19 protein-coding genes are annotated in these 20,817 nt (G+C 71.6%); all 19 read left to right on the top strand.

The features are described 5' to 3' along the window. The 19 genes from mutM to ACFHWE_RS06800 all read left to right on the top strand — a co-directional run bounded on the left by mutM (window position 1) and on the right by ACFHWE_RS06800 (window position 20,679). Complete coding sequence (gene mutM / locus ACFHWE_RS06890; protein ID WP_416599767.1) at window positions 1–849, top strand: bifunctional DNA-formamidopyrimidine glycosylase/DNA-(apurinic or apyrimidinic site) lyase; 849 nt, start codon at window positions 1–3, stop codon at window positions 847–849. A 78-nt stretch (window positions 850–927) separates the two neighbouring features. Beyond that, window positions 928–1,215, top strand: a complete 288-nt coding sequence (locus tag ACFHWE_RS06885; RefSeq protein WP_416599766.1) for an acylphosphatase — start codon at window positions 928–930, stop codon at window positions 1,213–1,215. A 342-nt stretch (window positions 1,216–1,557) separates the two neighbouring features. Next, window positions 1,558–1,749: a hypothetical protein gene (locus ACFHWE_RS06880; protein WP_028646887.1), complete on the top strand. Its 192-nt coding sequence runs from the start codon at window positions 1,558–1,560 to the stop codon at window positions 1,747–1,749. A 449-nt stretch (window positions 1,750–2,198) separates the two neighbouring features. Continuing rightward, window positions 2,199–5,747 carry a chromosome segregation protein SMC gene (gene smc / locus ACFHWE_RS06875; protein ID WP_416599765.1) on the top strand — a complete coding sequence of 1,183 codons (3,549 nt, stop codon included), beginning with the start codon at window positions 2,199–2,201 and terminating at the stop codon, window positions 5,745–5,747. Window positions 5,748–6,039: 292 nt separating this feature from the next. After that, window positions 6,040–7,041: an ABC transporter substrate-binding protein gene (locus tag ACFHWE_RS06870; RefSeq protein ID WP_416599764.1), complete on the top strand. Its 1,002-nt coding sequence runs from the start codon at window positions 6,040–6,042 to the stop codon at window positions 7,039–7,041. A 26-nt stretch (window positions 7,042–7,067) separates the two neighbouring features. Beyond that, window positions 7,068–8,075, top strand: a complete 1,008-nt coding sequence (locus ACFHWE_RS06865) for a FecCD family ABC transporter permease (protein ID WP_416599763.1) — start codon at window positions 7,068–7,070, stop codon at window positions 8,073–8,075. Window positions 8,076–8,128: 53 nt separating this feature from the next. Beyond that, complete coding sequence (gene ftsY / locus ACFHWE_RS06860; RefSeq protein WP_416599762.1) at window positions 8,129–9,322, top strand: signal recognition particle-docking protein FtsY; 1,194 nt, start codon at window positions 8,129–8,131, stop codon at window positions 9,320–9,322. 447 nt (window positions 9,323–9,769) lie between these two features. Further along, window positions 9,770–11,092 (top strand): ammonium transporter, encoded by a 1,323-nt coding sequence (locus ACFHWE_RS06855; RefSeq protein ID WP_416599761.1) that lies wholly within the window; start codon window positions 9,770–9,772, stop codon window positions 11,090–11,092. A gap of 256 nt (window positions 11,093–11,348) precedes the next feature. Beyond that, complete coding sequence (locus tag ACFHWE_RS06850) at window positions 11,349–12,554, top strand: hypothetical protein (RefSeq protein ID WP_416599760.1); 1,206 nt, start codon at window positions 11,349–11,351, stop codon at window positions 12,552–12,554. 95 nt (window positions 12,555–12,649) lie between these two features. Next, a complete protein-coding gene (gene ffh / locus ACFHWE_RS06845; protein ID WP_416599759.1) occupies window positions 12,650–14,272 on the top strand; it encodes a signal recognition particle protein in 1,623 nt (540 codons plus the stop codon). A 207-nt stretch (window positions 14,273–14,479) separates the two neighbouring features. After that, window positions 14,480–14,947: a 30S ribosomal protein S16 gene (rpsP, locus tag ACFHWE_RS06840; protein ID WP_416599758.1), complete on the top strand. Its 468-nt coding sequence runs from the start codon at window positions 14,480–14,482 to the stop codon at window positions 14,945–14,947. A gap of 1 nt (window position 14,948) precedes the next feature. Continuing rightward, on the top strand, window positions 14,949–15,191 hold the full coding sequence (locus tag ACFHWE_RS06835; RefSeq protein WP_017598215.1) for an RNA-binding protein: 243 nt from the start codon (window positions 14,949–14,951) through the stop codon (window positions 15,189–15,191). A 129-nt stretch (window positions 15,192–15,320) separates the two neighbouring features. After that, complete coding sequence (gene rimM, locus ACFHWE_RS06830; RefSeq protein WP_416599757.1) at window positions 15,321–15,833, top strand: ribosome maturation factor RimM; 513 nt, start codon at window positions 15,321–15,323, stop codon at window positions 15,831–15,833. Window positions 15,834–15,843: 10 nt separating this feature from the next. After that, a complete protein-coding gene (trmD, locus tag ACFHWE_RS06825) occupies window positions 15,844–16,641 on the top strand; it encodes a tRNA (guanosine(37)-N1)-methyltransferase TrmD (RefSeq protein ID WP_416599756.1) in 798 nt (265 codons plus the stop codon). A 184-nt stretch (window positions 16,642–16,825) separates the two neighbouring features. Further along, window positions 16,826–17,185, top strand: a complete 360-nt coding sequence (gene rplS, locus ACFHWE_RS06820) for a 50S ribosomal protein L19 (protein WP_416599755.1) — start codon at window positions 16,826–16,828, stop codon at window positions 17,183–17,185. Window positions 17,186–17,252: 67 nt separating this feature from the next. Beyond that, window positions 17,253–18,128, top strand: coding sequence for a signal peptidase I (lepB, locus tag ACFHWE_RS06815; RefSeq protein ID WP_416599754.1), 876 nt, complete (start codon window positions 17,253–17,255; stop codon window positions 18,126–18,128). A 220-nt stretch (window positions 18,129–18,348) separates the two neighbouring features. Then, window positions 18,349–18,675, top strand: coding sequence for a DUF2469 domain-containing protein (locus tag ACFHWE_RS06810; protein WP_416599753.1), 327 nt, complete (start codon window positions 18,349–18,351; stop codon window positions 18,673–18,675). Between the two features lie 106 nt (window positions 18,676–18,781). Beyond that, the gene (locus ACFHWE_RS06805) at window positions 18,782–19,147 is read left to right on the top strand and encodes a YraN family protein (RefSeq protein WP_416599752.1); all 366 of its coding nucleotides are present in this window, start codon (window positions 18,782–18,784) and stop codon (window positions 19,145–19,147) included. Then, window positions 19,147–20,679: a YifB family Mg chelatase-like AAA ATPase gene (locus ACFHWE_RS06800; RefSeq protein WP_416599751.1), complete on the top strand. Its 1,533-nt coding sequence runs from the start codon at window positions 19,147–19,149 to the stop codon at window positions 20,677–20,679. Before ACFHWE_RS06805 ends, ACFHWE_RS06800 begins: the two co-directional genes overlap by 1 nt. Window positions 20,680–20,817 lie beyond the last annotated feature (138 nt).

Here is a 20,817-nt window from a genome sequence, read left to right as displayed (position 1 = left end):
GTGCCCGAACTCCCCGAGGTCGAGGTCGTGCGCCGGGGTCTGGCCGAGCACATGCTGGGCAGGACCATCGGTGAGGCCGAGGTCCTGCACCCCAGGTCGGTGCGCCGCCACGTACCGGGTGCCGCCGACTTCACCGCCCGCCTCCGCGGCAGGGTGGCCACGGCCGCGTGTCGGCGCGGCAAGTACCTGTGGCTGGTGCTGGACAGCGGTGAGATGCTCCTGGCGCACCTGGGGATGAGCGGGCAGATGCTGGTCCAGCCCTCGGGAAAACCCGACGAGCGGCACCTGAGGGTGCGCTTCCCCCTGTCCTGCGGTAACGAGGTGCGCTTCGTCGACCAGCGCACCTTCGGCCACGTGCGGGTGGACGTGCCCGGTGAGCGCGCGGACGTACCGTCCTCCGTGGACCACATCGCCCTCGACCCCCTGGACGGCGCCTTCGCGGCCGAGGAGTTCGTCCATGCCCTGCGCTCGCGGCGGACCGAGGTCAAGCGGGCACTCCTGGACCAGTCGCTCGTCAGCGGTGTGGGCAACATCTACGCCGACGAGGCGCTGTGGCGGTCGCGGCTGCACTGGGCCGACCCCACGCGGGAGCTTTCCCGGGAGCGGGCCATGGAACTGCTGGGGCACGTGCGCGATGTGATGAACGAGGCACTGGAGGTTGGCGGGACCACCTTCGACGGCCTCTATGTCGACGTCAACGGGCAGAGCGGTTACTTCGAGCGCGGGCTCAACGCCTACGGCCGCCGCGACCGGCCCTGTGGGCGCTGCGGTGCGCTCATCGTCCGGGAGTCGTTCATGAACCGCTCGTCGTTCAGTTGTCCCCGATGCCAGCCGCCGCGCGTCCCGTGAGGGGCCGGTGCTTCGATCGGCGGTTTCCCGGGCGTCGGTGAGGAATGTGTCTCCTTGAGGTAAGGGAAGAGGTCGGTTGTGGAGAGCGGCACCGAAGCCGTCCGGCTCACCGCGTGGGTGCGCGGCCGGGTCCAGGGCGTGGGTTTTCGCTGGTGGACGCGGTCCCGGGCATTGGAACTGGGGCTCACGGGCGCGGCGACCAACCTCACCGACGGCCGGGTCGAGGTGGTCGCCGAAGGGTCGAGGGGAGACTGCGAACGGCTCCTGGAGCACCTGAGGGGCGGTCTGACGCCGGGAAGAGTGGACTCCGTGGTGGAACGTTGGGCCTCTCCTGGGGGGACGTTCACCGGATTCGTCGAGCGGTGAGTATGCTTGTGGCGTAACGCGATTCGGGCATGCCGTCCGATCGGGGGTCCCACGGGGCCGTCGGCGGCGGATCGGTCCGCTCCGCGCGTGTCCTACGGGGGTGCGCAGCACAGGGGGCGGATCATGTTCGGATCGTGCGGCCTCACGTGCCCGGGTCTCTTCGGTCCGGAGCGCGGTGGCCGACGACTGCCGTAATCCAATCTTGACCAGCGGTGCGCGGAGTGAGACTCTGGAAGGCACATCGCGCATGATTTCCACCCGTGGAACCGGGCACCAGCCGAGTGCTGCGGGGTCTTGCGCGCGCACATTACCACTGGTCACTCAGTGTGGAGGACCCACATCATGGCGAAGGCTCTGTTTGGCCACGTCGGCGGCTCCGACCCTCGTATGGTCCAGGAGATGCGACGACTTCAGAACCGAGTTCGCGACCTCGAGGACGAGATCAGCCGCCTCCAGGCTCGCAACGACCAGCTCAGCATGGCCGTAACCGACGTCGCCGCCAACGCGACCGACCGCGAGCCCGCGCTCGCCTGATCAGCGCTGTCGAGCCCACCGAGCTCCGTTCGGACGCAGGGCGCCGCGCGTGAACCACTGACGGGACGCCGTACGCACCACCACAGGCGTCCCTGAGGGGTTCCGCAACCACCGCCACGGATCCGCGCCCCGGCATCCCAACGGACCCGAGAAGGCCTCCGCGCCGCGAGGTCGCCCTTCTCTCCACTGTTTTTCTTTTTCCTTTGCGGCATATTTAACGACTGTTGTACCCGGCGGACCGCGTCGCAATCCTTCGGTGTCCGCCGGTCCTCCCCATCCCCCGCCGGAACCGTCGTCCGGCCCCATCGGCGCGAATCGCGCCGTTCACCTCCGGTTTCGTGGCACCCTTGGGTGGCCAGACGAACGCCCGGCAGCGTATACATGAACAGCAGACGGCCCCGTCCGCCTGTGTGTTCGGCTGGGTACGGCGGCCGGTGTGGGAGGTGTGGGTGTACCTGAAGAGCCTGACGTTGCGTGGTTTCAAGTCGTTCGCCTCGGCCACCGCGCTGCGCTTCGAACCCGGGATCACCTGTGTGGTGGGTCCGAACGGGTCCGGCAAGTCCAACGTCGTGGACGCCCTCTCCTGGGTGATGGGCGAGCAGGGCGCCAAGTCCCTGCGCGGCGGCAAGATGGAGGACGTCATCTTCGCGGGCACCTCCACCCGCCAGGCCCTGGGCCGCGCCGAGGTCAGCCTGACCATCGACAACTCCGACGGCGCCCTGCCGATCGACTACACCGAGGTCACCCTCAAGCGGACGATGTTCCGCAACGGCGGCTCCGAGTACGCCATCAACGGCGACACCTGCCGGCTCCTCGATCTCCAGGAACTGCTGAGCGACTCCGGTATCGGCCGGGAGATGCACGTCATCGTCGGCCAGGGACAGCTTGATACCGTCCTGCACGCCGGCCCCGAGGAGCGCCGCGCCCTCATCGAGGAGGCGGCCGGCATCCTCAAACACCGCAAACGCAAAGAGAAGGCGATCCGCAAGCTCAACGCGATGCAGGGCAACCTGGACCGCGTCACCGACCTCACGGTGGAGCTGCGCCGCCAGCTCAAGCCCCTGGGCCGCCAGGCCGAACTCGCCAGGAAGGCCGCCGTCATCCAGGCCGACCTGCGCGACGCCCGCCTGCGCCTGCTGGCCGACGACATCGTGGGCCTCACCGAGCGGCTGGCCAAGGAGGAAGCGGACGAGAAGGAGGTGCGCCAGCGCCGCCGGGCCGCGGAGGAGGCCCTCGCCCAGGCCCAGGAGCGGGAGAACTCCCTGGAGTCCCAGGCCGCCGAGGCCGCCCCCGCCCTGGCCCGGGCCTCGGAGACCTACCACGCCCTGTCACGCCTCACCGAGCGTCTCGACGCGGTCCGGGGACTGGCCGACGAGCGCCGCCGCAACCTGCTCACCTCGGCCTCCGAAGAACCCGTGAACCGCCGCGACCCCGATGAGCTGGAGGCGGAGGCCGACGAGGCCGCCGCCCAGGAGGAGGAGCTGCTCGCCCGCCTGGAGGAGGCCCGGGAGGCTCTGGAGACCACAGTCGGGGAACGGGCCGCCGCCGAGGACGCCCTGCACCGCGAGGAGCGCCGACTGGAGGCCGCCGCGCGGGCCGCCGCCGAACGCCGTGAGGGGATCGTGCGTCTGGGGGTGCGGGTGGAGAACCTGAGCGCCCGCCTGGGGGAGGGCCGAGAGGAGGCCGCCCGCCTGGAGGAGGCCGCCCGGCAGGCCGCCGAACACGCGGCCGAGGCCCGCGCCGAGTACGAGACGGCGTCGGAGGAGTCCGCCGGGCTGGACGAGGGCGACGCCGAACTCGACACGGAGCAGGAGCGCGCCGCCCAGGCCCTGGCCGCGGTCGACGCCGAACTCGGCGCTCTGCGCGACGCGGAGCGCGGGGCGGAGGCGGAGCGCACCGCGCTGGTCGCCCGCAAGGAGGCACTCGAACTGGGCCTGGCGCACAAGGACGGAGCCGCTGCCCTCCTGGAGGAGGGGCCGTCCGGCCTGCTGGGCGCCGTGTCCGCGCTGGTCCAGGTCGAACCCGGCCGCGAGACCGCCGTCGCCGCCGCCTTCGGGTTGGCCGCGGGCGCCGTGGCCGTGGACGCCCCGGAGGCCGCACTGGCCGCCGTCGCGCTGTTGCGCGCACGGGACGCGGGCAGGGCGGGCATCGTGATCGCCGGAGCCGCGCCCGCACTCGCCCGGAGCGAGTGGCCCGAACTGCCCGCCGGGGTGCGCTACGCGGTCGACGCGGTGACCGCCCCCGACCACCTGGAGGGGGCGGTCACCGCACTGCTCGACCGGACCGCCCTGGCCGCGGACGCCGACGGCGCCCGCCGCCTGGTCGCCGCGCTACCCGGTGTGCGCGCGGTCACGCCGGAGGGCGACGTGTTCGGCGCCGCGTTCGTCTACGGCGGATCGGCGGCCGCGCCCAGCCTGCTGGAGGTCCAGGCGGCCGTGGACGAGGCCGGGCAGCGGCTGGAGGAGGCCACCGAGGCGGCCAAACGGGCCGTCGTGGCGCTGGAGGCCAAGCAGCACGAGCGCGCCGAACTCGTCGGGGCTGCGGACGAGCTCACCGCCCGCCGCCGCCAGGGGGAGCGCAGGCGCAACGAGACCGCGCAGCGGATGGGCACGCTCTCGGGTCAGGCCAGGTCGGCCGAGGCGGAGGCGCGGCGCTGTGCCTCCGCCGCCGCCAAGGCGGCCACCGCCCTGGACGAGGACACCGCCAAGCTGGCCCGTCTGGAGGAGGAGCTCGCCGAGGCCGAGGAGATGGCCGCCTCCATCGAGGAGGACGCCCCCGACGCCGACACCCGCGACTCCCTGGCCGCCCAGGCCTCGCGCGCCCGGGCCACCGAGGTGGAGCGCCGGCTGGCGGTGCGCACCGCGGAGGAGCGCGCCCGCTCCCTGGCGGGCCGGGCCGACACCCTGCGGGCCCAGGCCGAGCAGGAGCGCCGGGCCGCGGCACAGGCCGCCGAGCGCCGCCGGGCCCGCGCCGCGCAGGCCACCGTCTCCGAGGCGGTCGCCGAGAGCGCGCGCCTGGCCCTGGGCCGGATCGCCGTGTCGCTGGCAGCCGCCGAGTCCGAGCGGTCCGCCGCCGAGTCTGCCAAGGAGGCCCGCGACGCCGAGCTGAAGACCGTGCGTGCCCGGGTGCGTGAACTGTCGGTGGAGCTGGAGAAGCTCACCAGTTCGGCGCACAGCGGGGAGGTGGCCCGCGCCGAGCGGCGCATGCGTCTGGAGCAGTTCGAGGCCAAGGCCGTCGACGAGATGGGCGTGGACGTGCCCACACTGGTGGCCGAGTACGGGCCCAGGGTGCCGGTGCCGCCGCCCGCGGACGCGGGGGAGGACGCCGCGGCCGTCCCCTACGTCCGCGACGTGCAGGCCAAACGGGCCAAGGCGGCCGAGCGCCGACTCAACCAGTTGGGCAAGATCAACCCGCTGGCGCTGGAGGAGTTCGCAGCGCTGGAGGAGCGGCACGCCTTCCTCAACGCGCAGTTGGAGGACCTGAAGAAGACCCGCCGGGACCTGATGGACATCGTGCAGGAGGTGGACGCCCGGGTGCAGGAGGTGTTCTCGGACGCCTATCTGGACGTGGAGCGCGAGTTCGCGGCGATCTTCGGCCGGCTGTTCCCCGGCGGGGAGGGACGGCTGCTGCTCACCGAACCGGAGGACATGCTGACCACCGGGATCGAGGTGGAGGCCCGTCCCCCGGGCAAGAAGGTCAAGCGGCTGTCCCTGCTGTCGGGCGGGGAGCGGTCGCTGACCGCGGTGGCCTTCCTGGCGGCGATCTTCAAGGCGCGGCCGTCGCCGTTCTACGTGATGGACGAGGTCGAGGCGGCGCTGGACGACACCAACCTGCAACGGCTCCTGGTGATCTTCGAGGAGTTGCGCGCCTCGTCCCAACTGATCGTCATCACCCACCAGAAGCGCACCATGGAGGCGGCCGATGCCCTCTACGGCGTCACGATGAAGGGCGACGGCATCTCCCAGGTGATCAGTCAGAAGATCGAACGCAAGGGCTGAGCCGGCGGTCGGCCGTGCACTGAGGCGCCCATAGAGGACGAAGTGGCGTTCTGCGGCCGAGTAGGGTGGAAAGGTCGGTTCACCGTCGGTGAGCCGACGGTGCCGAACGAGCGAAGTCCGGTCCGGCGGCCACGCCGCCCCAACCCGGCGCTGTCCCGCAACTGTGACGCCCCGCCCCGCGGGGACGAGCCAGGTCGCCTCGCCGGTGCCGACGTACCCGTCCTCGTGGGAAGGACCGGCCGTCCCTGCCCGGGCCGTGCTCCCCTTCCCCCTGCCCCGCCAAGGAGCACACGTGCGGATCGCGCGCAAACCTCCCCTCGTCCTGCTCGGCGCCGCGCTCGCCCTCACCGCCTGCGGCGGTTCCGGGGCCGGGCCCGGAACCGAGCCCACCGCGGATACCGTGGAGAGCGCTGCCGCCTGCGGCGCGCCCGCCCCCGCCGCCGACCGCCCCGGTGTCGGCGACGGAACCTTCCCCGTCACGCTCACCGGCGCGCTCGGGGAGGTCACCCTCGACCGGGCGCCGGAACGGATCGTCTCCCTGTCGCCCAGCCACACCGAGATGCTCTTCGCCATCGGTGCGGGTGACCTGGTCGAAGCGGCCGACGAGTACTCCGACCATCCGGCCGAGGCACCCACCACCGACCTCAGCGGGTTCACCCCCAACGTCGAGGCGATCGCCGGGTACGACCCCGACCTCGTCGTCCTGGCCGACAGTGCGGCGGATACCGCCCCGCAACTGGAGGCCGTGGGCATCCCCGTCCTCACGATCGGCGCCGCCGCGGACCTGGAGGACGTCTACGCCCAGATCCGCCTGCTGGGCGACGCCACCGGTCTGCCTGAGGAGGCCGACACCGAGGCCGACCGCGTCGAGACCGCCTTCACCGAGGCGGTCGAGACCGTGTGCTCGGAGGTGGGCGACCACGGGCTCACCTTCTACCAGGAGCTCGACGACACCCTCTACTCCGCCACCTCCGACACCTTCGTCGGACAGGTCTACAGTGCCTTCGGCCTGGTCAACATCGCTGACGGGGCCGACGACGGCACCACGGGCGGCTACCCGCAACTGTCCCCCGAGTTCGTCGTCCAGGAGAACCCGGATCTGATCTTCCTCTCCTACGGGGACGAGGCCACCGTGTCCGCGGTGGCCGAACGGCCCGCCTTCGACACCGTCGCCGCAGTCGGGAACGGCGGTGTGGTCCTGCTCGACCCCGACGTCGCCTCCCGCTGGGGTCCGCGCGTGGTCGACTTCGCCGAGGAGGTCGGCGACGCGGTCCTGGCGAGCGCGGACGGCTGAACGTGAGAGGGAGGCCGAGGGCGTCCGTGTGGCTCCCGGCCGGATGCGCCGTGCTGGCGGCGGCGGTCCTCCTGGGGGTCTCCGCGGGCGCGGCGGACCTCTCCGCCGCCGGTATCGCCCGCCACCTGCTCAGTCTCGTGGCGGACGGCGTGGAGAGCCCGCTGACGGAGCGGCAGGTGGCCCTGCTGGTGGAGCTGCGCCTGCCCCGGGTGGTCACGGCGGCCCTCGTCGGCGCCCTCCTGGCCACGGCGGGCGCCGCCTACCAGGGCGTCTTCCGCAACCCGCTGGCCGACCCCTACCTGCTCGGCGCCGCCTCGGGCGCGGGGCTCGGCGCGACGCTGGTCATGGTCTTCGGCCCGGACCTCGCTGCCTCGCCGCGCGACCTGGTCCCCGCGGCGGCCTTCGCCGGGGCCCTGCTCGGGGTGGCCGCCGCCTACGCCCTCGGCTCCGCCGCGGGCGTAGGCGGCACGGCCGGACTGCTCCTCGCGGGCGTGGCGGTGTCCTCCTTCCTGTCCGCCGCCCAGACCCTCGTCCAGCAGATCGGGGTGGACCAGCTCCAGCGCATCTTCTCCTGGCTGCTGGGCGGTCTGGGCCGCGGCGGATGGGACGACGTCCGGCTGGTCGTGCCCTACGCGGTGGTCTCACTGGCCGTGCTGCTCGCCTGCGGGCACCTGTTGGACCTGCTCGCCCTGGGCGATGACAAGGCGGTGAGCCTGGGGCTGCGCCCCGGCGCCGTGCGGCTCGTCGTCATCGCAGCGGCGTCCCTGGCCACCGCGGCGGCGGTGGCGGTGAGCGGGCTGATCGGGTTCGTCGGGATCGTCGTCCCGCACGTCGTGCGCCGCCTGGTGGGTGCCGACTACCGGGCGATCCTGCCGGGCGGCGTCCTGTTCGGGGCGGCCTTCCTCATCGTGGTCGACATCGTGGCGCGGACCGCGGTATCACCGGCCGAGCTCCCGATCGGCGTGGTCACGGCGTTCCTGGGCGCCCCCTTCTTCGTCATGGTCCTGCGCGCGACGCGCCACCGGCACACCTGACCCGCCGTGGGTCACGGCGATCGCACCGGGCGCTCTGGGATACTGATGGGGCTATGGACATCACCTTGATCGCAACCCTTGCCATCGTCGTCGCGTTGCTGGTGGTCGGCGGGTTCTTCCTGGTCACGACGGTCCGGCGTCCGGGCACGCGGGACGAGGAGGACACCGGGGCCACGAAGACGGAGGAGCGTCCCACCGAGGCCCCCGAGGAAGCGGAGGCGGGTGGGGCAGCGGTCGTCCCGCCCCCCGCCCACGCGCCCCCGGCCGAGGAGGCCCCTCCCGCCCAAGAGGCGCCCGCTGTGCCGGAACCGGAGACCCCGCCCCCCTCCGCGGGCCGGATGGTGCGGCTGCGCGCCCGGCTCGCCCGCTCGCAGAGCACCCTGGGACAGGGGCTGCTCAACCTCCTGGCCTCCGACACCCTCGACGAGGACACCTGGGAGGAGATCGAGGACACCCTCATCACGGCGGACATCGGGGTCACCTCCGCCACACAGATCGTGGACCACCTGCGCACCAAGGTGAAGGTGCTCGGCACGCGCGGGGTCGATGAAGTGCGCGGGCTGCTGCGCGAGGAGCTCATCGACCAGATCGGGGCGGACACCGACCGCACGGTGCGCACCGGCCCGCACGGCGACCGGCCCGCCGTCATCATGGTGGTCGGCGTCAACGGCACCGGCAAGACCACCACGACGGGCAAGCTCGCCCGCGTCCTGGTCGGTGACGGCCACAGCGTCGTGCTGGGTGCCGCGGACACCTTCCGCGCCGCCGCCAGCGAGCAGCTCCAGACCTGGGGTTCCCGGGTGGGCGCGCCGGTCGTGCGCAAGGAGGAGGGCGCGGACCCGGCGAGCGTGGCCTTCGACGCGGTCGCCACGGGGATCGAGGACGGTGCGGACACCGTCATCATCGACACCGCCGGGCGTCTGCACACCAAGACCGGTCTGATGGACGAGCTGGGCAAGGTCAAGCGCGTCGTCGAGAAGAAGTGCCAGGTGGACGAGGTCCTGCTGGTGCTGGACGCGACCACCGGGCAGAACGGGCTGCGCCAGGCGCGCGTGTTCGCCGAGGTGGTCAACGTGACCGGCATCGCGCTGACCAAGATGGACGGCACAGCCAAGGGCGGCATCATCGTCCAGGTGCAGCGGGAGCTGGGTGTGCCCGTCAAGCTGGTCGGCCTGGGAGAGGGCCCCGACGACCTCGCCCCCTTCGACCCGGAGGTCTTCGTGGACGCCGTCTTGGCCGTCGACTGATCCGTCGCCCCGAGGCGGGGCGGGCGCACACGGGGGCGGGCATCGATGCGGATGCCCGCCCCCGTGTGCACCCGGGGAGGTTTCTGTTCCCTGATGTGATCTGTTTCACGCAACGGAAACATGACAGAAACACTACGATCCAGGAGTTGGCGGAGGCTTCGTTATCGAGGTGATATCTCATTCTCGGTAGCCGTTTTGTCACCCCGAGTCTGAGATATATGGGCGTTCTGACCTCGTCCGTCACGGTTGATGTGACCTGGGCCATCGTTTCACGCCGCCTTAACACTTCTGTCTGTCCTTTTACATGGACGAAACATGTCGGCTCAGGGAGAGAAACACCCAGGTCGGAAAGTGGCCTCCGTGGTGCTGCGACGGGCCCGATGACGCGCTCGCTAGACCGCCGCCCGCACGTTTTCATCCCCCTTCCGTCCCATCGGAGGCGACCAAATGATTGACACTGGCACTACCACGTGGCTGCTCGTCAGCGCCGCGCTGGTGATGCTCATGACGCCGGGCCTGGCCTTCTTCTACGGCGGCATGTCCCGGGCCAAGAGCGTTCTCAACATGATGCTGATGAGCTTCGCGAGCATCGCGATCGTCAGCGTCCTGTGGGTTCTCATCGGGCACTCGCTCACCTACGCCGAGGGGCCGGGCGCGCTCAACCACTTCATCGGCGGCCTCGACATGGCCGGCCTCAGCAGCATCGTCGGCGAGGTCGACGCGGACGGCGGCTACCCGCTGCTCGTCGACGCCGGCTTCCAGATGATGTTCGCCATCATCACCGTCGCCCTGATCAGCGGCGCCATCGCCGACCGCGCGAAGTTCGGCGCCTGGCTGCTCTTCGTTCCCCTCTGGGCGCTGCTGGTCTACTTCCCCGTCGCCCACTGGGTCTGGGGCGGCGGCTGGTTCGGCCTGCTCGAAGAAGTCGTCGGCGCGGGCCTCATCGACTTCGCCGGCGGTACCGCCGTCCACATCAACGCCGGTGCCGCGGCCCTGGCCCTGACCTTCGTCCTGGGCCGCCGCAAGGGCTTCGGTGTGGAGTCCATGCGCCCCCACAACCTGCCGTTCGTCCTCCTGGGCGCCGCCCTCCTGTGGTTCGGCTGGTTCGGCTTCAACGCCGGCTCCGCCTACGCCGCCGACGCCATCGCCGCACTGGCCCTGGTCAACACCCAGGTCGCCACGGCCGCCGCGATCCTCGCCTGGATCCTGGTGGAGAAGGTGCGCTACGGCAAGGTCAGCGCTCTGGGCTTCGCCTCCGGTGCCATCGCCGGTCTGGTCGCCATCACCCCGGCGGCCGCCGACGTCACCCCGATCGGCGCCATCGCGGTCGGCCTCGCCTCGGGTGCCATCTGCGCCTACGCCATTAGCTGGAAGTTCAAGTTCAAGTACGACGACGCCCTCGACGTGGTCGGTATCCACATGGTCGGCGGCATCATCGGTTCGCTGATGATCGGCCTCGTGGCCGCCTCCGCGGCCAACGGCACCGACGGCCTCGCCTACGGCGGCAGCTTCAACCTGCTGCTCGTCCAGCTCATCGCCGTGGTCGCCACGATCGTCTACTCCTTCGTCGTCACCTGGATCATCGCCAAGGTCATCGACCTCATCGTCGGCTTCCGCATCGCGGAGGAGGTCGAGACCAACGGCCTGGACCACGAGCTGCACGCCGAATCGGCGTACGCCTTCGAGGAGCTCGACGAGCTGGAGGAAGAAGCGGTCTCCTCGTCGACGCCTCCGGGCGAGGAGACGGCCTCATCGCAGGCCAAGGCCTAGCCCTCGACGCTGAGGCAGTGGGTCTTGCGCCGCTGACGCGGTGAGGTGCTCCAAGGGGCCGGCGGGGAACTCTTCCCCGTCGGCCCCGTTCGCTGTCTTGAAGCGGTGTGGCATCGGCACCCGTCGCGGTTGGATAACCTTTCTGTCGCGGTACGGGTGTGACCGAGACGGCCCCCGAGGCCCTTTCCGGTCCCCGAGCTCCCGAGCAATCACGTGTATTCGTACAGTGCCCCGTATGTCGGGGTCAGGAGGCAGCATGGCCCCGGTGAGTCACAGCAAGGCCCTCGGACGCGGCCGTGCCGCGTGCGCGGCAGCGGGCGCAGCCCTCGTTCTCGGCCTGGCCGGATGCACCCCGGGGACGGACGAGGGCGAGGGGGGCGGGGAGCAGGCCGAGACCGTGGCAGCCGCCCCGATCCTGGAGGAGGCCCTCACCGACCTGGCCGCCTACCCCGCGCTCACCGCCACCGGCCAGGTGGCCGCCTCCGTCGGTGAGGCACCGCAGGACGTGTCCCTCACCGTCGCCGACGGCGGGGCCTCCCAGGGCACGGTGAGCGCCAACGACCTCGACGGCGAGCTGGCCGGCGCCGACGGCATGCTCTTCCTGCGCGCCCCGGAGGGCTTCTGGCTCGACCGCGGCGTCTTCGGCCCCGACTCCGACGAGTTCCCGGAGCAGTGGGTGCGCGTCACCGGGGAACAGGCGTGGATCGACCCCGCCGCGACGCTGGCCCCGCCCGCGCTCGCACAGATCCTCGGTGGGATGGAGGTCGCCTCTCCGGACGCGGTCACGGAGAACCTGGACGGTGTCCTGACCCACCGGGTGGACCTGACGGGCGAGCGCAACCGGCTGTGGATCAACGCCGAGACCGGCCGGGTCGAGCGCGTCGCCATCGAGGAACTCGTCCCCGAGGGGGCCGAGAGCGGGCCGCAGGTCCGACTGGACCTGGCGGAGGCCGACGGCGCCGCCGTCGAGGAGCTCTACGACGGCCTGAGCACCGTCGCGGGGGAGGAGTTGGACTCGTCCCGGGACGCGCGCATCGACGTGACCTGGGACGGCCAGCCGAGCCTGAGCTGCGGTGAGGGCCCCGACTGCACCTGGTCCGGGGTCGTGCACGACCAGGGCGGCACCGGCAGCGGGTCCGTGACCGTCGTCATGGACGTGGACTTCAGCAACGAGGAACTCGGGGACAAGGAGTGCAGCCAGACCGGAACCCTGGAGGCCGGGGGCTCCCTGGAGTTGGCGTGCTCCGTGGACTACGGCTTCACCGGTGAGAGCGGCGACGAGGTCTACGATGTGAACGCCGAGTCCCGGCTGTCCACCCGGGGTCTGACCGGCGAGCGCCAGGAGGAGCTCCTGACCGCGATCGAGGAGCAGCGCGAGGCCACCCTGTCGGGCGGTGCCGGGGAGGGCGGGGCCACGGACGGAACCGGGGCGGAGCCGTCCGGGGAGGCCACGGAGGACTGAGCCGCCTCCCGGGTGCCCGCCGCCGTGTGGTGGCGGTGCCGGGGCGGGCAGGTAATCTGGGAGACCAATTCCGAGACGAAGGACTGGCCACACTCGTGTTCGAGACGCTTTCCGACCGGCTGACATCGGTCTTCTCCTCTCTGCGCGGCAAGGGGCGCCTGTCCGAGGAGGACATCAACGCGACCGCGCGCGAGATCCGTCTCGCGCTGCTGGAGGCGGACGTCGCCCTGCCGGTGGTCCGCGCGTTCCTCGCACGGGTCAAGGAGCGTGCCCGCGGCGAGGAGGTCTCCAAGGCCCTCAACCCGGCACAGCAGGTCATCAGGATCGTCAACGAGGAACTGGTCGAGATCCTCGGCGGCGAGACCCGGCAGGTTCGGTACGCCAAGAACCCGCCCACGGTGATCATGCTCGCCGGCCTTCAGGGTGCCGGTAAGACGACCCTGGCGGGCAAGCTCGCCAAGTGGCTGACCGGTGAGCGCAACACCCCGCTGCTGGTCGCCGCCGACCTCCAGCGCCCCAACGCGGTCACCCAGCTCCAGGTGGTCGGCGAGCGCGCGGGCACGCCGGTCTTCGCCCCCGAACCGGGCAACGGCGTGGGCGACCCCGTGCGGGTGGCCCGGGACTCCGTCGAGTACGCCCGCCGCAACAACCACAACGTGGTCGTCATCGACACCGCGGGCCGCCTCGGTGTGGACACCGAGATGATGCAGCAGGCCGCGGACATCCGTGACGCGGTCGAGCCCGACGAGATCCTCTTCGTCGTCGACGCCATGATCGGCCAGGACGCGGTCAACACCGCCCAGGCCTTCCTCGACGGGGTCGGCTACGACGCCGTCGCGCTCACCAAGCTCGACGGTGACGCGCGTGGCGGCGCGGCGCTGTCCATCCGCCACATCACCGGCCGTCCGATCATGTTCGCCTCCACCGGCGAGAAGCTGGACGACTTCGACCTCTTCCACCCGGACCGGATGGCCTCGCGCATCCTGGACATGGGCGACGTCCTCACCCTGATCGAACAGGCGCAGCGCACGTTCGACGAGGCCGAGGTCGAGAAGATGGCCTCGACCATGACCTCGGGCGAGGACTTCACGCTCGACGACTTCCTCGAACAGATGTCGATGGTCCGCAAGCTCGGGCCGATCGGGAACCTGCTCGGCATGATGCCCGGCATGGGGCAGATGCGCGAGCAGATCGACAGCATCGACGACAAGTCCCTGGACCGCATCCAGGCGATCATCCGGTCGATGACCCCCGCCGAGCGCGCCCAGCCCAAGATGATCAACGGCTCGCGCCGCCTGCGCATCGCCAACGGTTCGGGGACGCAGGTCAGTGACGTCAACGGCCTCGTCACCCGGTTCTTCGAGGCGCAGAAGATGATGCGCAAGATGAAGGAGGGCGGCGGCATGCCCGGGATGCCGGGTATGCCCGGCATGGGGGGCGGCGGCAACCGCAAGAAGGCCAAGGCCCAGGCCAAGAAGGCGAAGAAGGGCAAGCAGCGCAGCGGCAACCCGATGAAGGCCCGCCAGCAGGAGGCCGAGCGCGCCGAACAGCGTCGGCGCCGCCAGGAGGAGGGCGGCGGCCAGCCGCAGTTGCCTCCGGGGCTGGGCGGCGGTGCGGGCGGTTCCGGGCAGCCCAAGCTCCCGCCCGCCTTCGGCGGGCCCAACATGCCGGACCTGTCGGACTTCACGCTCGGTCAGGGCAAGGGCGGGAAGAAGTAGTCCGGCGAACTGTCGGATGTGTGACCATGCGCGGCCGGGTTCCTGGCCGAGGAACCCGCCGGTGTCTGGCACAATGGGGAGTCGACTAACGGTGATCGGCCAGCCCTCTAACTCGTCGGTCGCCCACGTCAGCCCCAACGCGCGCCGCAACCCCACGCGGTCCGCCGCCGGGCAGATCGCACCGTTGACCGGGAGAAGACCACTCCAGTGGCTGTCAAACTGAAGCTCAAGCGTATGGGCAAGATCCGTACGCCCCAGTACCGCATCATCGTCGCCGACGCCCGCAACAAGCGTGACGGCAAGGCGATCGAGGAGATCGGCAAGTACCACCCCAAGGAGGAGCCGAGCCTGATCCAGGTCGACTCCGAGCGGGCGCAGTACTGGCTGTCCGTGGGCGCCCAGCCCTCCGACGCGGTCAAGGTCCTCCTGCGCAAGACCGGTGACTGGCAGAAGTTCAAGGGTCTGCCCGCTCCGGCGCCGCTGAAGGTGGCCGAGCCCAAGGACCCCGAGGCCAAGGAGGCCGCCTTCCAGGCCGCCCTCAAGGAGCTCGTGCTCCCGGGCACCGAGGGCAAGGGCAAGGGCAGGAAGTCCGAGAAGAAGGCGGACAAGGCGGAGAAGGCTGACAAGCCCGCCGAGGCCGCCGCCGAGGCAGAGAAGTCCGAGGGCGAGGCCTGACGTGCTGGAAGAGGCGCTTGAGCACCTCGTCAAGGGGATCGTTGCCAACTCCGACGACGTCCAGGTGAGGGCCAGGAGGCTCCGCAAGGGCAAGGTCCTGGAGGTGCGGGTCCACCCCGACGACCTGGGCAAGGTGATCGGCCGCAACGGCCGCACCGCCAAGGCGTTGCGGACCGTCATCGGTTCCCTTGCCGGGGGCCGCTACGTCCGTGTGGACCTGCTGGATCTTCACGAGGTGCGCTGACACGCCTCTCGGGGCGCCGCCCGCAAGGGGCGGCGCCCCGCTGCCATGCCCGGGGCCGTTTCCCGCGAGCCCCGGGCTCCGTCGTCCCGGACCTGAGCCGGGCCGGACACCAGGGAGGGGCACAGCCCCATGCTGCTCGTAGTGGGCCGGATCGGCCGTGCTCACGGGGTGCGCGGCGACGTGGTCGTCGACGTGCGCACCGACGACCCCCAGGAGCGGTTCGCCGTGGGCTCCGTACTCGCCACCGACCCGGCCGACCGGGGGCCGCTGACGGTCGCCGCGTTCCGCCGCCACAGCGGGAGGTCCCTCGCGCGCTTCGAGGGACACGCCGGCCGCGACGCCGCGGAGGCGCTGCGCGGTACCACCCTGCTGGTGGACTCCGCCGACATCGCGCCGACCGACGACCCCGACGAGTTCCACGACCACGAACTCATCGGCCTGGACGTGGTGACCACCCTCGGTGAGCCCGTCGGCCGGGTGTCGGACGTCCTCCATCTGGCGCAGGACGTCCTCGCCGTCGCTACCGGTGACGGGCGGGAGACGCTCGTGCCGTTCGTGGCCGCACTGGTCCCCGAGGTCGACGTGGCCGGGGGGCGGATCGTCATCGATCCGCCGCCCGGCCTGCTCGATCTCGCAGAGTGAGAAGGCGCGCATGCGCATCGACATCATCAGTATCTTCCCCGACTACTTCGCGCCCCTGGAACTGTCGCTGATCGGCAAGGCGCGCGTGGCCGGACTGCTCGACGTGCGCGTGCACGACCTGCGCTCCTGGACCCACGACCGGCACAACACCGTCGACGACACCCCCTGCGGCGGCGGACCGGGCATGGTGATGAAGCCGGAGCCGTGGGGTGAGGCGCTCGACGCGGTGGCGGGCGGCCCCGGGCAGGGGGAGGGCCGTCCGCCGCGGCTGGTCCTGCCGACCCCGAGCGGACGCCCCTTCCGCCAGGCCGACGCTGAACGCCTGGCGGGCGAGGGACACCTGGTCTTCGGGTGCGGGCGCTACGAGGGGATCGACGCGCGTGTGGCGGAGGAGGCCGCCCTGCGCATGCCGGTGGAGGAGTTGAGCATCGGCGACTACGTGCTCAACGGCGGGGAGTCCGCCACCCTGGTGATGGTCGAGGCGATCACCAGGCTGCTCCCCGGCGTGCTCGGCAACCGGGAGTCGGCGGTTCAGGACTCGTTCGCCTCCGGCGGGATGGAGCGCCTCGTCGAGGGCCCCGTCTACACCAAGCCCGCCCAGTGGCGCGGCCGCGCGGTCCCACCGGTCCTGCTGTCCGGTGACCACGGTGCCGTCGACCGCTGGCGGCGCGACCAGGCCCTGCGCAAGACCGCGCGCAACCGGCCCGACCTGGTGCGGGACACGCCCGAGGAGGCGTTCGACCGGCGTGACCGGGAGATTCTCGAAGAAGAGGGCGTTCGGGGCGGCCGCGGGGATGTGGCAGACTAGGTGAGTTCCCCCCTGGTGACCGGCCGCATCCGCATGCCGCCGGACCGACGTCGGCCTCTGTGACGGTCACCCGGGCGGTTCGACAGTCGGACTCCAGATCCAGAGTCCAGGGCCCCGCCCGCGTTCCCCTCCCCGGCGCCGTCCGGCGGGGCAGGACGCGGAGCGCTACCGATGAGGATGACAGATGCACACCGCCATTCAGGAGCTTGAGAAGGCTCAGCTCCGCACCGACGTCCCGGACTTCCGTCCCGGTGACACGCTCAACGTCCACGTGCGCGTGACCGAGGGCACCCGTACCCGTACCCAGGTCTTCAAGGGTGTCGTCATCCGCCGTCAGGGCGCGGCCAACCGCGAGACCTTCACCATCCGCAAGGTGAGCTATGGCGTGGGCGTGGAGCGCACCTTCCCCATCCACACGCCGGCCATCGAGAAGTACGAGGTCGTCTCCCGCGGCCGTGTCCGCCGGGCCAAGCTGTACTACCTGCGCGAGCTGCGCGGCAAGGCCGCCCGTATCCGCGAGCGCCGCGAGCCCGTCGGCAAGTGACCCGTCTCCGGCCCGTCGTCGTCGGACCTCACCGCCCCGGAAGGCCGCGCGGTATAGGCTTTCGGCGATGAGCAACGACGACGGCAGGGACCGCGCGGCGGACGAGGACCGGGATGGGCAGTCCCCCCGGTCCGGTCCCGAGGACGGCAGCTCCGAAACCGGCTCCCGAGTGCACGGGCACTCGGGAGCCGGTGCTGTGTCCGGGGGAGGCGGTCCGGGCCCGGAAGAGGGGGCGGGCAGTGAGATGAGCAAGTCCGAGAGCGCCGAGAAGGAGGGGTCGTTCTGGAAGGAACTGCCCATCCTCATCGCCATCGCCCTGGTGCTGACGTTCGTGATGAGGACCTGGGTGATACAGGCCTTCTACATCCCCTCCACTTCCATGGAGAACACCCTGCTGGTGGACGACAGGGTCCTCGTCAACAGGATCGTCTACGAGATCCGCGACGTCGAGCGCGGAGAGATCGTCGTCTTCAACGGTGAGGACTCCTGGGACGACGCCGACACCTTCGTGCCCAAGCCGACCAACCCGTTCTCCGCCGCGTTCACGTGGGTGCAGCAGCAGATGGGGGTCGCACCCACGGGCAAGGACTACATCAAGCGCGTGATCGGCCTGCCGGGCGACGTGGTGGAGTGCTGCGACGAGCAGAACAGGGTGACGGTCAACGGTGTACCGCTGGACGAGGAGGCCTACCTCCACCCGGGGGGCCTGGAGAGCCACGACCCGTTCGGCCCGATCACCGTGCCCGAGGAGCACCTGTGGGTCATGGGCGACAACCGCGCCATCTCCGGGGACTCGCGCGACCACCAGAACGACCCGGGCGGCGGCGCGGTGCCGATGGAGTACGTGGCGGGGCGGGCCTTCGTCATCATCTGGCCGCTCGACCAGGCCGGATGGCTGTCGGTGCCCGAGACCTTCGAGGACCTCGACAGCGCGCGGCAGTGAGCCCCGCTCCTGTCGCGGAGCGTGCCGGGAGGCGGCGCCGGGTCGGTGGAGCCGAGGAGAATATCCGCTCAGGGGGTCCACTGCGGCCCCTTCGTGACGCATGATGGAACCCGGGCCGCCTTCGTGTCCCCCCGGTTCACGGGGCCGCCCTCCCACCCGGGAGTCGGCGGCGTCGGCCGGAAGGGGGTCCGGAGGAGAGTGCGACGAAAGCGAGCACGTGATGAGTTCTGAGGACCTGGAGAAGTACGAGGCCGAGATGGAGCTCCAGCTCTATCGCGAGTACCGGGACGTCGTCGGCCTGTTCGGCTACGTGGTGGAGACCGAGCGCCGGTTCTACCTCACCAACCACGTGGACCTGCAACCGCGCTCCACCGAGAACGGGGAGATGTACTTCGAGGTCGTGATGGAGGACGCCTGGGTCTGGGACATGTACCGGCCCGCCAGGTTCGTGCGCAACGTGCGCGTGGTGACGTTCAAGGACGTCAACGTCGAGGAGATCGCCAAGTCTGACCTGGAGGTGCCGCCGCCGGACGGTGGCACGTCCTGAGGCCCGCATGGGCGGGGAGCCGGCGCCTGAGGTTGTCCACAGGCTGAGGAGATCCCTGGCGCGTTGACCGTCGATCACCGACCGTAGTAGCGGGAGGTGGTCGCCGATGGACACGTGGGCACAGTACCGCCGCCGGTTGGGCGGTGGCGGTGAGGAGCTGGCCGCGGTCTTCCTCGAACGTGCCGGTATGCGGGTGCTCGACCGCAACTGGCGGATCCCCGACGGTGAGATCGACATCGTGGCCAGGGACGGCCCCGTCCTGGTCGTGGCGGAGGTCAAGACGCGCACCTCCCTGCGCTACGGGCATCCGCTGGAGGCCCTCACCCCCGCCAAGCGGCGTCGCCTGCGCCGGCTCGGCACGGCGTGGGCGGGCCGCCACCGCGTCCCCGCGCGCCCGCTGCGCGTCGACGGCGTCGGCGTGCTGCTGGCCGGTGCCCGCGTGTTCGTCTCCCATGAGCGGGGGGTGGGCTGATGTCGCACGCGCGCACCCACTGCGTCACCCTCGTGGGGGTCCAGGGGCACGTCGTCGAGGTGGAGGTGCACCTGGGCGGCGGCAACCCGGGCGTGACCCTGGTGGGGCTGCCCGACGCCGCCCTGCGGGAGGCCCGGGACCGTATCCGCGCCGCCGTGGCCAACAGCGGTGAGCGCTGGCCCGGCGGCCAGGTCACCATCAGTCTCTCCCCGGCCGCCCTGCCCAAGTCCGGCAGCCTCTTCGACCTCGCCATCGCCGGGGCCGTCCTCGCTGCCTCCGGTGAGGTTCCGGTGGCCCGGCTGGCCCGCACGGTCCTCATCGGGGAACTGGGGCTGGACGGGCGGACCCGACCGGTCCAGGGCACTCTTCCCGCCGTGATCGCCGCCGCCGAACTCGGCTACGACCGCTTCGTGGTCGCCCATGGCAACGCGGCCGAGGCCCGCCTGGTCCCCGGCGTGGAGGTGCTCGCCACCGGCCACCTGGCCGACGTGTGCCACTGGCTGCGCGGCGGCGAAGCGCCCGAGGAGCCCGAGCAGGGGTCCGCCCCGCGGCGGCCGGACGGGGGCGACCGGAGGGAACCGGGCGTGGACCTGGCGGACGTCCTCGGCCAGCCGGTCGCACGCAGGGCGGTGGAGATCGCCGCCGCCGGGGGACACAACCTCTTCATGCTGGGCTCCCCCGGGACCGGGAAGAGCCTGCTCGCCGAACGGCTGCCCACGGTCCTGCCCCGGCTCACCCCGGCCGAGTCGCTGGAGTCCACGGCGATCCACTCCGTGGCGGGAACGCTGCGGCCGGGAGAGCCGCTGATCAGCACGCCCCCGTTCGCCGCCCCGCACCACTCCTCCAGCCGTGCCTCGATCATCGGCGGCGGCCCCGGCTACCCCGCGCCCGGATGGGCGTCCAAGGCCCACAACGGGGTCCTGTTCGTGGACGAGGCACCCCAGTTCGGGAGGGGTGTCCTGGACTCGCTGCGCGAACCCCTGGAACGGGGCGAGATCGCCCTGGCCCGCTCCGCGGCCACGGTGGTCTTCCCGGCGCGCTTCCAGTTGGTGATGGCCGCCAACCCCTGCCCCTGCGCCAAACCCGGCAGCCTGTGCGCCTGCCCGCCCGGCGACCGCCGCCGCTACCTCACCCGGCTGTCCGGGCCGCTGCTGGACCGCGTGGACCTCAAGGTGGAACTCCAGCCGGTGGCGCGCGCCGAACTCCTGGCAGACCGGGCCTTCGCGGAGTCCTCGGCGACCGTCGCCGCCCGGGTGGAGAAGGCCCGGTCACGGGCCGCCGACCGGCTGGCGGGCACACCGTGGCGGACCAACGCCCAGATCCCGGGGGCGCGCCTGCGGCGCGAGTTCCCCGTGGAGCCCGAGGCGCTGCGGGTCCTCGGGACGGCGATGGACCGGGGGCAGATCAGCGCCCGCGGTGTGGACCGGGCCCTGCGGGTCGCCTGGACACTGGCCGACCTGGGGGACCGGGACCGGCCGGGTGAGGAGGAGACCGCCTACGCCTTCGCCCTGTGGTCGGGTCGGGCGTGGTGAGCACGGTCCGAGGCCGGCCGGGTGCGGCCGCGGCACAGGACGGCGCGGCGGCGTCGCCGTTGGGGAGGCGGGCTCCGGTCGGTGGTCCCAGGCGGCCCGGCACTGGTCGGACCGCTGGGGCGGGGACGTCCCGGAAGG

Source organism: Nocardiopsis sp. LOL_012, from assembly GCF_048060475.1.
Lineage (GTDB): Bacteria > Actinomycetota > Actinomycetes > Streptosporangiales > Streptosporangiaceae > Nocardiopsis.
This window is presented reverse-complemented; position numbering and strand designations above follow the sequence as displayed.